This window comes from Paraliobacillus zengyii (assembly GCF_003268595.1).
GTDB classification, from domain to species: Bacteria; Bacillota; Bacilli; order Bacillales; family Amphibacillaceae; genus Paraliobacillus_A; species Paraliobacillus_A zengyii.
The window spans coordinates 851,953-866,921 of the sequence record NZ_CP029797.1 but is presented as its reverse complement, the minus strand read 5'-3'; the positions used below and the strand labels follow the sequence as shown (position 1 = coordinate 866,921).

Sequence of the window (14,969 nt, the reverse complement as noted above, 5' to 3'; positions counted from 1 at the left end):
ATATCGTAATCATTACGTATTGTAAATAGTAATCGTTACGCTTTATTTAATAAATTATAATTTACATTATTGTTATTGATAAAATACCAGCACTGCCTTACACTTTAAACGAAAAGCGTTACCTATAAAAAGATTATTAATTAATGATTAGGAGTGATTACGATTAAAAATAAAACAAAAATTGCAACCTTATGGGAAATTTTAAAAATATCAACTCGATTGGGTTTAACCTCGTTCGGTGGTCCAATTGCACATTTAGGCTATTTTCACGATACGTACGTAAAAAAGGAAAAATGGTTGAACGATAAAAGTTATGCTGATTTGGTTGCTTTATGCCAATTTCTACCTGGACCAGCAAGTAGTCAGGTTGGTATGGGAATCGGTATTATTAGAGGCGGTATGTTAGGTGGTATTGTTTCATTCATTGGTTTTACATTACCATCTGTGATAGCACTTATTCTTTTTGTTTACTTTTTGAATGCTTTTTCAATCGCAGAATCAGGAGCTATCCAAGGTTTGAAAATTGTAGCAGTCGCGGTAGTTGCACATGCTATTTTAAATATGGGGAAAAAACTAACACCTACACTCACCCATAAGTTAATTGCATTACTTGCACTTCTTACTACACTTTTATGGCAAACCACTCTATCACAAGTGGTTGTTATCCTATTAGCAGCTTTTGCTGGCCTTTTTTTATTTAGTAATGAAATAGAAGAAGATAGAACATTGATTACTGTTGCCATTTCAAAAAAAGTTGCAGGCATTTGTCTTGTACTATTTATCGGATTGTTAGGTGTCTTACCGTTACTTCGCGAAGTAATTGGAACCAATTGGATTGCAATGTTCGATAGTTTTTATAGATCCGGAGCGCTAGTCTTTGGTGGTGGACATGTTGTATTGCCTTTATTAGAAAGAGAATTTGTACCCAATGGATTTTTAACAGAACAACAATTCTTAACTGGATATGGTGCTGCACAAGCTGTACCTGGTCCGTTGTTCACGTTTGCTGCATATATTGGGGCTATAAAATCAGGTTGGTTAGGAGGCTTGATCGCAACAGTTGCTATTTTCTTGCCATCATTCTTATTAATATTCGGAGCATTGCCTTTCTGGGATCAACTACGCAATCACACTAAAATGAAAGCAGCATTTATAAGTGTTAATGCTGCTGTTGTCGGCATTTTAATTGCTGCATTTTATCAACCAATTTGGAGAACTGCGATTATTACCCCTATTGATTTTGCATTTGCTGCAGTTTTATTCAGTATGTTAGTATATTGGAAATTTCCCGCTTGGTTGATTGTATTAATTGGGGCTTTTGGCGGTTTTCTTTTAAATCAATTTTAAATTATCTTTTTCATTTTAACCAACAAATCCTTTTAATAATTAAATGTATTTTAGCCGAAGTCGGTTGTATTCTAATTTAAAATATTATAGTATGAATACATGAACATATGAATGTATAGGAGAGATAAGTATGGGACATGAGCATAGTCATGGACATGACCACCAACACGGACATCATGCAAATAAAAAAGCATTATTATTAAGTTTTATTCTCATTGCTACTTTCATGGTTGTTGAAGTTATCGGAGGAATACTAACGAATAGCTTAGCATTATTATCTGATGCAGGGCATATGTTAAGCGATGCTGCCGCCTTGGGATTAAGTTTATTCGCATTTAAGTTTGGTGAAAGAGCTGCAACTTCTACTAAAACTTATGGTTATAAACGTTTTGAAATATTAGCAGCATTTATCAATGGCATTACATTACTAGCCATTTCCGTTTATATTTTTTGGGAGGCATATAATCGTTTCTTAGAGCCTCCAAATGTAGATGGAAGCATGATGATAATTGCCATTATTGGTCTTTTGGTTAATATTTTAGTTGCTTGGATTCTAATGCGTGGAGATACAGAAGAGAATTTAAATATGCGTAGTGCGCTGTTACATGTATTTGGAGATTTACTTGGATCAGTTGGAGCTATTATTGCAGGGATACTCATCCTATTATTTAATTGGAATATTGCTGATCCAATTGCAAGTGTAATTGTTGCTAGCTTAATTTTATTTAGTGGTTGGCGCGTAACGAAGGACTCATTCCATGTCTTAATGGAAGGCATACCAAATCAAATTGATATTACGCAAGTAGAAAAATGCCTACTGTCAATCGATGGTGTAGTAGATATGCACGATTTGCACGTTTGGACAATAACATCTAACTTCCCTGCCCTTAGTTGTCATTTAATTGTCGATCAAAACCACAATAGAGATGTGATCTTACAAGTAGCTTCAAAGTTATTATTGGAGAATTTTAAATTAAACCACACAACCATCCAAATTGAAGGAGAAGGTTCCGCGATACAAGATCATGAAGATTGCTGTAATTAGATTGAAATAGGAGTTGTTCGTAGTGGATGAATTAATAAAGAAGGATTATAACGGTCTTGATGAAGAAACTTTATTTATTGTTTCTCAAACATTTAAAGCATTAGCTGATCCAACTCGCATACGCATCTTACATTTACTCTCTAAAAAGGAATGCTCTGTTACCGAGATTTCAGAATGCCTTGAATTAAAGCAATCAAACGTTTCACATCAACTTCGGTTCTTGAAAAATTTACGTTTAGTTAAATATCGACGTGATGGTAAAACAATGTATTATGAACATGACGACGAACATGTCATGAAAACATTACAACAAACTATAGATCATGCTTTACATGAATAAAAGGGAAACAGTTGTTTTCAAACTGCTTCCCTTTTCATTTTCCACATTACAATTGTTTTTTACTTACCTTTTTCCCATCGTAACTAAATACAACGCGTTTATCCTCCAACTCTGTTTCCATATGCACGGATTTTCCCCATAGTTGATAAATATATGGTATCGTTCTTTCAAGATAACGCATATCCAACTCAACACCTTCATAATTATGTTTCAAATAAAGCTCTCCATTACCAGCATAATCACCATTTAAAACCGTAATAAAAGGAAAACCTCCATTGATTCGCATTGAAATTAATTGATCTCGGACGTTTTCCCAATTTTTATCACTAACTTTATAGTCATTCCCTTGTTTTTGGAATAAGTATAAATCTTCTCTCTCAACAAAGTCTTTTGTTAAATAGTTACGTAAGAATGAAATATCTGATTCGATTTCTCTAACTTCAAACATTTTCTCTCGTCCTTTTCCAGGAACCGCTCCCCACTTTTTCATTTCTTCTGTAGGGTTATCAAATCTTTTTTCAATGTCTTCAAACATTTTAACTCCTAAATAATAAGGATTAATTTGGGTTTTAGAAGGTTGAACAACTCCTGCATTCAGACTAGCAAATTCGACAGCTTCGTCACTTGTTAAATCCAAACTTCTTAGAATTCGTTGATGCCAATATGAAGCCCATCCTTCATTCATAATTTTCGTTTCTAATTGCGGCCAGAAATATAGCATTTCTTCTCGCATCATCGTTAAAATGTCCCGTTGCCAATCTTCTAAGTGAGGGCTATATTCTTCAATAAACAAAACGATATCCTTTTCTGGCTTAGGCGGTAACTGCTTTTTTTTCTTTTTAATCGGTTCAGTTCCAATTTTTGATGATTCATCTAATTTCCATAAATCGTCATAAACAGTTTCCCTTTTTACTTCTTCCTCTTCTTCTATCCCATCTAATTTCCAATCGAATTTTGATTTCATCAAAGAAGGATCAATATGTTCTTGAATAGCTAATACTGCATCTAGAAAAATTTCAACTTCATGGACACCGTACTGTTTTTCATAAGTATCTATTCGTTCTGCTGTTGCTGACATACTTTCTACCATATCACGTTGCGTATTCTGAAAACGAGCATTGTTTTTAAAAAAATCACAATGTGCTAAAACATGTGCAACAATTAGTTTGTTTTGAACAAGGCTATTTGAGTTTAACAAAAATGCATAACAGGGATTTGAGTTAATTACCAGTTCGTATATTTTACTCAATCCCAGATCATATTGTAATTTCATCATATGAAATTGTTTGCCAAAACTCCAATGGGAAAATCGAGAAGGCATGCCATAGGCACCAAATGTATAGATTATTTCGGGGGGGCAAATTTCATAACGCATAGGAAAAAAATCAAGTCCAAAACCTTTCGCAATTTCTGTGATCTCGTCAATCGCGTATTCCAATTGTTTCTGATCTGATTGTTTCATTCATGATCGCTCCCTTTGACTGGATTATCCTCAGTATATGATTCGCGGGCATGAATGATGAAGAGTGTTGGACTTGTTTTTATAAATGGATTGCAATTAATACTTCTTTATCTACTTTTCACTAATAAATTAACAGCTTGGTTAACATACTCAGCTGTGTCTTCTCCTTCTTCCTCAGCCTTTTTAACACAAGCAACTAAGTTAGAACTTACCACAACTCCCATCGTACGATCCATCGCTGTACGAGCAGCAGACATTTGTGTAATCACATCTTTACAATCATTTCCTTCTTCCATCATTTTTAAAATTCCACGTAACTGTCCTTCTATCCGCTTCACTCTATTTTTCATTTGATCTGTATATTCCATCATATTTCCTCCGTCTCTTTCCGTGATTATATTAAATTCCTTAGTTTATCTTTGCAGTTGCAATTAGCTAGCTTATACCCAATTACTTGATATCCTCTTTGACTCAATAATCGAATACCTAAGTTCTTTTCTATTTTATCAGAAGCTATTAAATATATATACTTGGATGGTATTTCATGATGATATCTTTTTAAATATGCTATAGGAATAAAAATTGAATCATTTAACGACTCTTTTGATGAAGTATTATAATCTCGAATATCTAAAGTAATACTAGCGTTTTTACCTTTTGATTCCTTTTCGTCCATACACGGCACACCTTTGACAGGATAATATCGAGCATATAGCATATATCCTATAATCACTAACAGAAATACCACTAGTATCATCAATTATATCACTCCAATTATTAATACTTTATCATACGTAATTTATTTTATACCCTTATAGGTATAAGGTCAATAAAAATGATTTTTCCTCCTATTTTATGTTGCTTTAACTTATCTGTGCGTTACGTTATAAAAGGGGCCCTAAATTAACTTAGGACCCCAACATTTACATTATTTTAGCTTCACTGCATTCCAATAATGCACAAGCGTTTCTAAACCTTTATCAAAGCTTTCAAGGGGAAAGCTTTCATTCGGTGAATGTAACCGATCTTCTGGAGTACCAAAGCCTAATAGAACAATTGGCATTTTATAAATGGCATCAATCCATTCTACAACTGGGATAGAACCACCCATTCTTACAAAGACCGTTTCCTTTCCAAACGCTTTTGTATAACTTTCTGCCGTCTTTTTAATAAGATAATGATTAGGATCTACTTTATATGCTTTTGCTGATAATGCTTCGCGCTTCACATGCAATCTCACTCCATCTGGTACATATTTCTCCAAATGTTTAATTAGTAAATCTTGAATTTTTTCAGGTTCTTGGCCCGGAACCAAACGACAAGTAATTTTTGCAGTTGCAGAAGCTGGGATTATTGTTTTTGTTCCCTCACCTTGATAACCACCATATATTCCATTTAATTCTAAAGTTGGACGTGCCATTGTGTGTTCTTTTGCAGTATAGCCTTTTTCAGATATTGTTTTTGTGACACCGGTGGATTGTTGATAATCTTCACCAGGAACATCCGCAATTAACAGTTTCTCTTCTTCTGTCAATGGCTCTACATCATGATAAAAACCATCTACTTGGACTACTTCATCCTGGTCCTTTAAGGATGCTAAAAGATGAGCCATTGCCATAGCAGGGTTCCTTACAGCACCACCATATAATCCAGAGTGAAGATCACTAGATGGACCTTCCAATGTAAATTCAAGTCCTGTGAAACCTTTTAAACCGTATAAAATCGTAGGTTGTCCACTTGCCACCATTCCGGAATCAGAAATAACTGCAAAATCAGCCTGAAACAATTCTTTTTTCTCTTTCAAGATAGCATATAAATTCTCACTACCAATTTCTTCTTCTCCTTCTATACAAACCTTTACATTAATTGGTATAGCACCTTCTGTCTTGATAAATGCTTCAAAGACAGCTAAATGCATAAATACCTGTCCTTTGTCGTCACTCGCTCCACGAGCATATAAACGGCCATCCCGCACTTCCGGCTCAAATGGTTTGCTCTCCCATAACTCTAAAGGCTCAGCGGGTTGCACATCATAATGACCATACAACAAAACAGTTGGAGCATCTTCACCAGCACCAAGCCACTCTCCATATACAAGTGGATGACCTTTTGTTTCTTTTACTTCTACATTATTAAACGAAATACTTTTTAAATAATCAGCCACAAACTGAGCAGCTTTGTTCACATCTTGTTTATGCGAACTTTCCGTACTAACACTAGGAATTGATAAAAATTTATGTAAAACATCTAGTTGTGCTTCCCTATTTTCTTTTAAATATTGTAGGACGTTTTCTGTCATGTTCCATACACTTCCTTTTCATAATAAACGTAAGAAGAGCAGCACAATCATGTACCAGCTCTTCTTTCTTTTATGATTATTTACTCAGCAAATACAATGTGCCATTCATTTTTCTGTTCTAACATACGTGAAGCAATCTGTTTTGCACCTTCCAAACTGTGATTAGCTGCCCAACCGCACTGTACTTCATTACAAGCAGGCACTTCAGTAGCATCTAGTACATCATTTAACGTCTTTTCTAGAGCAACTAAAATAGCATCGTAACTGTCATTATTTAATATCGCTAAATAAAAACCTGTTTGACACCCCATTGGTCCGATATCCAAGACATCATCTATATTATTGCGAATGTTTTCTGCCATCAAATGCTCAATTGAATGCAAGCCTGGCATATCCATATGTTCTTTATTCGGTTGACAAAAACGAACATCATATTTATATACTTTATCCCCACTTTGACCAGTAGTAACACCAACTAAACGTACATAAGGGGCTTTCACTTTTGTGTGATCTAAATTAAAACTTTCTACATTCATTTTTTCGACCATTTCTCCTCAGCTCCTTTAAGCATTTATCTTACTATAGAAATAAGATAACACAAAAAAGGCAATCGTGGAAATAAGCTGTATGTAAAGAGAAAGCGACTGTATATAACAGTCACTTTTCTGATATTAATTAATCTGCTTGATTCGGGAATACACGTTGAATCATTTCACCAAATTGATCAAAAAAACCTTCAATTGGTTCACCATTTTCAACGTCATTTCTATAGCCTGTTGTTAAATTAACAAAATCCGGATTTGTTGAAACATACACATTATCAATATCATCATTTTCAGCTTTCACAGCTTTTGTAACCTGTTTTTTCACTTCGTCACTTACTTCACCATTGTTGTTACCATTTTCTCCATTACCTTCATTCAATTCAGCTGCTACATATGCGTTATTATTAGTCGTTAAAACATAAGCACGATCAACACCATCTACTTCTTTGGCAATACGATCTGCAGCTTTGTCAGCTACTTCATATTCATTATTTCCCTGTTGATTGCCACTCGTGTTATGTCTACTACTAGTGTTATTTTGATTTCCGTTTGTATTATTCTGTCTAACATTATCTGCTGTTAAATCTGTACCACGCTGATACGTACCATCATAGGTAGTTCCATTATTACCATTTGTACCATTGTTCATTTGCCCGTTTTGTACATTTCGATTTCCGAACGGCGCATCTAACGTACTTTCATTACGAACGGGTTCAAGGTTGTTTGTACCACGCTGACCCAGTTCATTATTATCTTGTGCACCACAAGCAACTAACGTTGATACAGTTAATAATGCGATACTTACTTTTTTCCATTCCATACTTAACTCCTCCTTATTTTTTAAGAGTCATGACTAGTATGTGAATGAAGTATTTCTTTATTCATCTATGACGAACAGTAAAACCTTTCATCTTACACTAAATATTTGCACTTAATACTTATTCTCTGCATATGATTTAATAAATGGTAAGAGAACCAAGAATGTGGCATCGTTAATTTAAAGAAGTAAGCCATACTAACAGTAGCCCTTTAGATACTGTTCCAAATACCATGGAATAAACTTGAAAGAGGGGTGACGGATGATGGGAATACCCGATTATGATAAAGCATTATACTTTACGCTTTGGGGCCAGTGGGATGATCTACTAGTGCTAATGGTACGCACCCATGATGATATCTTGTCAAAAAAAATCGAGGCATTTCTACACGCCTTTCATTATAGTCACAATGAGCAGCAAATCATGACCGATCATGATTCCTTATTGCATTATATTGATCATGCGATGGGGTATACACCAATTGCTGAAATAGAGATGCTGTAAAATTAACAAGGGAAGAGTACTCAGGAGAAGTATTCTTCCCTTCTTTATAATTAAATTTTTATCTGGCATGATCTAACATTAGTTGCAGTAAACGTTGTGATTTAAGAGCTTCCACTCCATCTACAATTGGCGTTGTATTGTTTTCAACACACGAAATAAAGTGTTTTATTGCACCTTCAAACCCTCTAATATCACCCACTGTTTGCCATGATCCAGAAGTTCTTTTCTTTGTGAGCTTCTCTTCATTAATTTCTAAATCACGCATATTCCACACACGAATAATCGAACGATCTGATACAAATTCTAATTTCTCCAAATCCAAACCAGCTTGACGGTGCATGGATGTTGTAAATAAACTAGTTTTACTTTCATAAATGTGATTAGCAAATATCATTTCCTTTTGAGCTGTTTGCTTGGCGAAAAAATTTTTAACCAAAAGATCATCATCATCTGCTAACCAACGAACCGTATCCACTACATGTAAGTAATCGTCTAACATGGTCTCATTAAAAGACATGGGGCCTATTCCAAAAGGACGATGCTTTTCAATGTGCACTGCGTCAAAATCCCCTGCCAATTCTTTCGCTTCTTGATAAACTGGGGCAAACCTTCGATTAAAACCAACCATCAGCTTCAAGCCTAGTTTCTCACTTTTTTCTACTAATAGCTCCGCCTCTTCAATGCTTGATGCTAAAGGTTTATCAACATATATATCCTTGCCTTGATCTAATAAATAATCAACTACTTGATAATGTGTCTCTGTTGAACTGTGAACAAAAACAGCATCACATTCCTTACTTAAAGCTTCCATACTCGAAAAAGGTTGTAAACGATAGCTCGTACATATTCTTTTTAACTTTTCCTGATTTGGTGTATACGCACCAATTAAATCCCAATCTTCCTGTTTCGTTAAGATTGGTAAATACGCTTTTTGTGCTATTCCTCCCAGCCCAACTACACCAACACGAACTTTCCTTTTCATTGCATTCACCTTCCTGTAATCAATAGATAAGCACAGTATAGCATGAACTTATGAAGGAATTGCCATTTTTATTTATCTTTTAATTCAAGCAGCCAACTCCATTTATATATTCCTTGATATAAAGAAAGTCCCCATCCAATACGATAAATATTGCTAAAATATACTTACGATTACGCTCCAGCGTCTTTTTACTTACCGTAACGTATTCCATTAATTTTGTAATAGGTATCTTCTTTTTACTTTGAACAAATTGGCGCATTTTTTCATTTTGATACAAAGTTCGTGCAACTTGAATAGCTGATTCACGGGCATCTTTATGTTTTGGTGATATCCGCATTAATTCCGAAAATGATAGGTTATAATAACTTAAATGTGTTGCAAACACAAGAATTTCATTACGACAATTCCATTGATCCACTTTAAATTTATTCATCTCATTAGCAACTTGTATTTCAATTGGTTTATCTACCATTACTTCGTCAAAGTTTTCATCTAATGAGGTCACCCTTAACCTTGCACTTTCTTTCCTGATATAGTCTATTGTTTTTCGTTTAATAATTAATTTAGCGAAACTTAAAAAAGAACTTCCTTTATCCTGTGAATAGCAATTCATTGCTTCGTTAAAAGCAAACAGACCAATACTAAACTCGTCATCACTAGTAGGATTAATATATCTTTTGCACACTTCTGAAACGCATTTCGCAATATACGGCTTATAGGCTTTCAATAGTTTATTCTGTAACTTACGGTCACCTAATTGTACAAGATGAACTTGTTTTTCTAATGTATCAGTTTCCATATCTATTAAGTTTTTCATCTTGATTCAACTCCAGTTTACTTATATCGAATTATTGTTCTCAGTAATTTTCTATCTAATCAAATGATACAAGAGAAATAGGAAGGAAACCATCACAGGAACTTTACAAATTCTTAAAAGTGTATATCAAAAAATAGTGCCATTCACCTATTTTATCATCTAAATGAAAATAATTAGTCATAAATAGAGAACAACACTAAAATTATCCATTTAAAACCCCGCAGACATTTTATCCTTGCTGTCTGCGGGGTTTCTCACTCTTTTTCTATATTTTTATAATAATCAATTGGAACAGCTAATCCGACTTTACCATGTTGCTCATGATTCATAGTAGCAAAAATAACACCTATAACCTTCCCTTGACTATTGATAACTGGACTACCGCTGTTACCACGATATACTGGTGCTTTTAACATAAGTACTTCTTGATCCCAACTTTCCAAATTCGTATAACCGATTATATTCCCTTGATTGGCTATCCCATTAAAGCGGAGCGGGTTACCAATAAAATTAATTTTCTCTTCTACTTCAAAATCTACATCCTCAGCTAATTCTAAGTAAGGTAGGTCTTTTGCTTCTACTTGTAAAACGGCTAAATCGATCGCAGGATAAGATTCAATTACCTCGGCTGCAAACAACCCCTCATCAGGGAATGAAATAGAAATTTGTTCTTCTTCATCAATCACATGATTATTAGTAAGAATCACACCATCAGAGGTAATCGAAAAACCAGTGCCCTTACTATCACCAGCTTCTACTACAACGACTGCCTTTTTATAAGTGCTAATAGATGAATCAGCAGACAACTTTGTTGATGTTATCAAAAATTCAATTGCTGGTATAGAAAATGTTTGGGGAAGTATGGCTATTACATTCAAAAACAATGAACCTGCAATTAGCCAAAATGCCCATTTAGGAATAGGACGTTTTGTCTTTTTTTCTTCTACATCATCATCTTTCACTTCTTTACGATTTTTATCAAAAATTTCTATTAATTCTTCTTCATCTATGTCTTCATATAAATCCTTGTCAATCATATCGGATTTGTCTTTATCACCATTCAAAAAGTCTCACCCCATTATTAACAAACTCTAGCTTCATTCTAACATTAACAGATTAAACTTAATATGACTGTTGTTTTCGAGTTATTAATAATACTTTCGACATTTATTTCCTGGGAAATAGAATGGTTGAGGGTTACTAGCCACTATCTTTCCAACATTTTGTTTTTGTTATTCCTCTTTTTATTAAATGACCTGTTTCCATTCTTATATCTCCTTTGTAATTATTATTTTCGACATATAATAAAAATAATTCTATCTATTCCTATTCGGTTTTCTTTTCTGAAAATCACGCATATCAATACATATCGTTTAAGTAGTCGATTTAAAACAAACTCTTTATTTTCTTTTTCAACTATCACAAAATCACCCGTTTCATCCAATATTCAATTTAGTCAACCGCCATCTTTCCTCACCATTACATGTTGTTGTAAACCAATAAATTTAAACATTTACCCTCACTCCTTCTTTGTTTATTTATGATAAAAACTGCATTACCAGTTTTGTACCTATTATTAGAAAAATTTTACATAATATAAAAAGCACATACGCCCGAAGACGTATGTGCTTATCACAAATACCTATAAAGTCACGGACTAGTTACGTGACCAAAGTAATACAATTACTTATTCAATAGAATTGATCAAACAATTCAATCAAATCCTAATTTCGCTTTGGAGGTCACGTTTTTTATAAAATTAGTGAAAACTACAACTGAATAAGTTTTATGCATTTTCATTTTAATGACCTCCTCTCATGAATTCAATATACATATTATAAGCTTAACTATTTCTTCAGTCAATGAAAATTGCAAAAATTCACCATAATGAGAATTTAAGACAAAAAACTTGAAACATATAGCCTGTATCAACTATTATATAAGGAGTGTTAAATTAAAGGGGGGCTAAATATGTTATTAGAAGAAATACTTACTTTTAACCAAAAGTTTGTTGAAAGTAAATCCTATCAACAATATGCAACAGACAGTCTGCCAAATAAAAAGGCAGTTATTTTGACATGCATGGATACACGTTTAGTCGAATTATTACCAAAAGCACTAAACTTTAAAAATGGTGATGTCAAAATAGTTAAATCGGCAGGAGCAATCCTTACAGATCCTTATGACAGTGTAATGAAAAGCATCCTAATTGCTATTCACGCATTGCAGGCAAAAGAAGTTTTTGTTGTTGCGCACCATGATTGCGGAATGAATAACCTAGACACAGAGACACTAATAACAAAAATGAAATCAAAAGGAATTACAGAAGATAATTTAGAACAATTACCAGTAAACGCTTCAGAGTGGTTAGAAGGTTTTAGTCATGTAGACGAATCCGTTAAACGTTCTGTTTCCGTTATAGAGAGTCATCCCCTATTACCTGAAGATATTCCTGTTCATGGGTTAGTAATAGATCCTCATACAGGTAAGTTGGATTTAGTTATCAAAGGATACTAAAAGTTAATCAGAAAATAAAAGGTGACATGCATATTATATTTATGCATGTCACCTTTTATTTATATATAACAAGCTATTAGCTAAAGTATAGTTATAACTTTGGTAGACGTCGGTCATACATTAAGTAAGCAGTAATGTGCACAATAACATTATACATAGCAAATAAACCTAATAATTCCCCACCTAGACCGAATTTGTTAGTCGTTAGTAACCAGATGGCTATACCTAACAATATTATAAATCGGACAGTTCCTGAAATACCATTTAAAGGTGTCCAAAGACTCCAAATAGCCTTTATTTCTAGTTCTACTTTCTGATAACAAACATAATGATAAGGTCGAATACGAAACATGTTACTTACGGTAACAAGTTCGTCTCGTTTTTCAATTGGTTTCTTACAATATGGACATATAATTAATTTCATCACTTTTCTCCCTTCAATCTGTTAATTATAACAATCTTTTTAAACTTATTAAAAATTAATTAACTTCCTGAAATCAATTAACTATCAAAAAACCTTCTTGCACTTAAATTTTAATCAATTTTAAATCGAAATAGAGAGAAACTGTGACATAACATACCGCTTTGGAAATATACTCCGCTTTCCGTGGGCACGGCTTCAGCTAACTTAGTAAAGCAAAAAACGCTTTACTAAGTGGATCTTCAGCCCGTGCTGTTCCCACAGGAGTCTCACCCATTTCACTGCTCCGCTGGATAGGTGTTAAAAGTAATATATTATCGTCTACTGGTCAGAATTTTTATTGTGCTTATGACAGTTGTTCACGTTATGCTGATTGAGTGTAGCGTAGGACAGTCGACTCCTGCGGGAAAAGCAACAGCTGAAAATCCCGCAGGAAGCGTATTTTGCTTCCGAGGAAGTTGAAGCGTTGGGTCTGCGATTACTCGACCCATCGAAAAGACTTGCCCGCGGAAAGCGACTGACCGAAGCGAAATTCAACATGGCGGGTTACGTCGCAGTTGAAGATAACTTTGACGCAAGAAATGTTACGTCAGTGTCTAAAAAAATTTAATCATAAACAACAATTTTATCAGAAAAAAAACGAATTATCGAACTTATCCTATGAAAAAAATAGAAAACTCGCAACCAATCGTTTGCGAGTTTATATTTACTTACTATTTTGCTGTAGTTTTAATGATAGTAATTACTTCGTCTCGTGCTTGACGACTTTCATACTTGCGCATATTTTTTTCAAAAATCGGTCCTTCTTCTTTTAACTTTTGTAACGCATTTACTAGCGTGTCTCCGGTTAATTCTTCTTCTTCTAATACATGTGCATAGCCTTGATTCTTAAAAGAATCAGCATTTAATATTTGATCACCACGACTTACTCGACGAGATAATGGTATTAAAAGCATCGGTTTTCGCAATGCTAAAAATTCAAAAATCGCATTGGCGCCAGCTCGTGATAAAACAAAATCAGTAGCAGCAAATAGGTCACTTAATTGTTCGTGGACATATTCAAACTGTTTATACCCTGAAACACTTATAGTGTGATCAACATTATCCTTTCCACAAATGTGAATAATCTCAAATTCTGAGGTTAGTGTCGTTAATTCAGCTCTTACAGTTTGGTTGATTTGCTGCGCTCCCGCACTACCTCCCATAATTAGTAGTGTAGGTTTTATACCTTGTAGTCCAGCATATGCTAATCCCTTTTGTTTGCTTCCCTGCAAAAGCTCTGGTCTCACAACCGCTCCAATCCATTCAGCTTTTTTCTCAGGCAAATGTTGCATCGTTTCAGGAAAGGTTGCAAGAATTTTTTTAGCAAACGGCATTGCCAGTTTGTTCGCCAATCCAGGGGTAATATCTGATTCATGTATCACAGCTGGCACACGTCTCATTCGAGCTGCTATTAAGACCGGTACAGAAACAAATCCACCTTTAGAAAAAATAACTTGTGGCTTTACTTTTCTTAAAATTCGATACGCTTGCTCTATACCTATTAATACTTTAAATGGATCTTTAAAGTTTTCCATAGACATATATCTACGTAACTTTCCTGTTGAAATTGGGTGATATGTAACACCTTCTAATTTCCCAATTAGCTCACGCTCAATTCCCGTTTTCGATCCAATATAATCAACTTTCCAACCTTGTTCTAAAAAGGTAGGAATAATTGCAATGTTCACCATAACATGACCAGCTGTTCCGCCACCAGTAAATACAATAGACTTTTTACTCATTAATAAAATCCTCTCTTTTTTCACAGTACTCTATACGGATTTTATCATAAAAGGAACGCAAATATGTATGAAACAATTACTATTAGAA

Annotated in this window: 16 protein-coding genes; 5 read left to right on the top strand and 11 right to left on the bottom strand. The window is 34.3% G+C overall.

The window, feature by feature from the left end; translation table 11 throughout:
• The first annotated feature begins 162 nt into the window (after positions 1-162).
• From chrA to DM447_RS04305, 3 genes are all read left to right on the top strand, one after another.
• Entirely contained in the window at positions 163-1,347 is a 1,185-nt protein-coding gene (gene chrA / locus DM447_RS04315) for a chromate efflux transporter (RefSeq protein ID WP_112182655.1), read from the top strand.
• 124 nt (positions 1,348-1,471) lie between these two features.
• Positions 1,472-2,392 (top strand): cation diffusion facilitator family transporter, encoded by a 921-nt coding sequence (locus DM447_RS04310; protein WP_232824249.1) that lies wholly within the window; start codon positions 1,472-1,474, stop codon positions 2,390-2,392.
• 22 nt (positions 2,393-2,414) lie between these two features.
• Positions 2,415-2,732: an ArsR/SmtB family transcription factor gene (locus DM447_RS04305; RefSeq protein WP_269813839.1), complete on the top strand. Its 318-nt coding sequence runs from the start codon at positions 2,415-2,417 to the stop codon at positions 2,730-2,732.
• A gap of 46 nt (positions 2,733-2,778) precedes the next feature.
• Here DM447_RS04305 and DM447_RS04300 read toward each other — a convergent pair whose 3' ends face one another.
• The 6 genes from DM447_RS04300 to DM447_RS04275 all read right to left on the bottom strand — a co-directional run bounded on the left by DM447_RS04300 (position 2,779) and on the right by DM447_RS04275 (position 7,858).
• On the bottom strand, positions 2,779-4,194 hold the full coding sequence (locus DM447_RS04300) for a SpoVR family protein (protein ID WP_112180049.1): 1,416 nt from the start codon (positions 4,192-4,194) through the stop codon (positions 2,779-2,781).
• A gap of 107 nt (positions 4,195-4,301) precedes the next feature.
• Positions 4,302-4,562 (bottom strand): metal-sensitive transcriptional regulator, encoded by a 261-nt coding sequence (locus DM447_RS04295; RefSeq protein WP_112180048.1) that lies wholly within the window; start codon positions 4,560-4,562, stop codon positions 4,302-4,304.
• Positions 4,563-4,588: 26 nt separating this feature from the next.
• On the bottom strand, positions 4,589-4,954 hold the full coding sequence (locus tag DM447_RS04290; protein ID WP_162632558.1) for a sulfurtransferase: 366 nt from the start codon (positions 4,952-4,954) through the stop codon (positions 4,589-4,591).
• Positions 4,955-5,122: 168 nt separating this feature from the next.
• Entirely contained in the window at positions 5,123-6,493 is a 1,371-nt protein-coding gene (locus DM447_RS04285; RefSeq protein ID WP_112180046.1) for a dipeptidase, read from the bottom strand.
• A gap of 80 nt (positions 6,494-6,573) precedes the next feature.
• A complete protein-coding gene (locus DM447_RS04280; protein WP_112180045.1) occupies positions 6,574-7,041 on the bottom strand; it encodes an S-ribosylhomocysteine lyase in 468 nt (155 codons plus the stop codon).
• A 127-nt stretch (positions 7,042-7,168) separates the two neighbouring features.
• Entirely contained in the window at positions 7,169-7,858 is a 690-nt protein-coding gene (locus tag DM447_RS04275) for a YhcN/YlaJ family sporulation lipoprotein (RefSeq protein ID WP_112180044.1), read from the bottom strand.
• A 262-nt stretch (positions 7,859-8,120) separates the two neighbouring features.
• Between DM447_RS04275 and DM447_RS04270 the strand changes: the two genes are divergently transcribed.
• Positions 8,121-8,360: a YhdB family protein gene (locus DM447_RS04270; protein ID WP_112182653.1), complete on the top strand. Its 240-nt coding sequence runs from the start codon at positions 8,121-8,123 to the stop codon at positions 8,358-8,360.
• Positions 8,361-8,418: 58 nt separating this feature from the next.
• Here DM447_RS04270 and DM447_RS04265 read toward each other — a convergent pair whose 3' ends face one another.
• From DM447_RS04265 to DM447_RS04255, 3 genes are all read right to left on the bottom strand, one after another.
• Positions 8,419-9,342, bottom strand: a complete 924-nt coding sequence (locus DM447_RS04265) for a Gfo/Idh/MocA family protein (protein WP_112180043.1) — start codon at positions 9,340-9,342, stop codon at positions 8,419-8,421.
• A 79-nt stretch (positions 9,343-9,421) separates the two neighbouring features.
• On the bottom strand, positions 9,422-10,159 hold the full coding sequence (sigI, locus tag DM447_RS04260; RefSeq protein WP_112180042.1) for an RNA polymerase sigma-I factor: 738 nt from the start codon (positions 10,157-10,159) through the stop codon (positions 9,422-9,424).
• Positions 10,160-10,413: 254 nt separating this feature from the next.
• A complete protein-coding gene (locus tag DM447_RS04255; protein ID WP_232824244.1) occupies positions 10,414-11,223 on the bottom strand; it encodes a S1C family serine protease in 810 nt (269 codons plus the stop codon).
• A gap of 907 nt (positions 11,224-12,130) precedes the next feature.
• Between DM447_RS04255 and DM447_RS04250 the strand changes: the two genes are divergently transcribed.
• On the top strand, positions 12,131-12,676 hold the full coding sequence (locus DM447_RS04250) for a beta-class carbonic anhydrase (RefSeq protein ID WP_112180041.1): 546 nt from the start codon (positions 12,131-12,133) through the stop codon (positions 12,674-12,676).
• 91 nt (positions 12,677-12,767) lie between these two features.
• On the opposite strand, the gene DM447_RS04245 is transcribed toward DM447_RS04250, so the two are convergent.
• Together DM447_RS04245 and DM447_RS04240 are read right to left on the bottom strand one after the other, a co-directional pair.
• Positions 12,768-13,100: a hypothetical protein gene (locus DM447_RS04245; RefSeq protein ID WP_112180040.1), complete on the bottom strand. Its 333-nt coding sequence runs from the start codon at positions 13,098-13,100 to the stop codon at positions 12,768-12,770.
• Between the two features lie 710 nt (positions 13,101-13,810).
• Positions 13,811-14,881 carry an undecaprenyldiphospho-muramoylpentapeptide beta-N-acetylglucosaminyltransferase gene (locus DM447_RS04240; protein ID WP_112180039.1) on the bottom strand — a complete coding sequence of 357 codons (1,071 nt, stop codon included), beginning with the start codon at positions 14,879-14,881 and terminating at the stop codon, positions 13,811-13,813.
• Positions 14,882-14,969 lie beyond the last annotated feature (88 nt).

Coding starts and splice junctions, on each gene's coding strand:
- DM447_RS04245 (WP_112180040.1), bottom strand. CDS start 13,100: ATGAAATTAATTATATGTCCATATTGTAAGAAACCAATTGAAAAACGA.
- DM447_RS04275 (WP_112180044.1), bottom strand. CDS start 7,858: ATGGAATGGAAAAAAGTAAGTATCGCATTATTAACTGTATCAACGTTA.
- DM447_RS04250 (WP_112180041.1), top strand. CDS start 12,131: ATGTTATTAGAAGAAATACTTACTTTTAACCAAAAGTTTGTTGAAAGT.
- DM447_RS04300 (WP_112180049.1), bottom strand. CDS start 4,194: ATGAAACAATCAGATCAGAAACAATTGGAATACGCGATTGACGAGATC.
- sigI (WP_112180042.1), bottom strand. CDS start 10,159: ATGAAAAACTTAATAGATATGGAAACTGATACATTAGAAAAACAAGTT.
- DM447_RS04280 (WP_112180045.1), bottom strand. CDS start 7,041: ATGGTCGAAAAAATGAATGTAGAAAGTTTTAATTTAGATCACACAAAA.
- DM447_RS04285 (WP_112180046.1), bottom strand. CDS start 6,493: ATGACAGAAAACGTCCTACAATATTTAAAAGAAAATAGGGAAGCACAA.
- DM447_RS04270 (WP_112182653.1), top strand. CDS start 8,121: ATGGGAATACCCGATTATGATAAAGCATTATACTTTACGCTTTGGGGC.
- DM447_RS04295 (WP_112180048.1), bottom strand. CDS start 4,562: ATGGAATATACAGATCAAATGAAAAATAGAGTGAAGCGGATAGAAGGA.
- DM447_RS04240 (WP_112180039.1), bottom strand. CDS start 14,881: ATGAGTAAAAAGTCTATTGTATTTACTGGTGGCGGAACAGCTGGTCAT.
- DM447_RS04265 (WP_112180043.1), bottom strand. CDS start 9,342: ATGAAAAGGAAAGTTCGTGTTGGTGTAGTTGGGCTGGGAGGAATAGCA.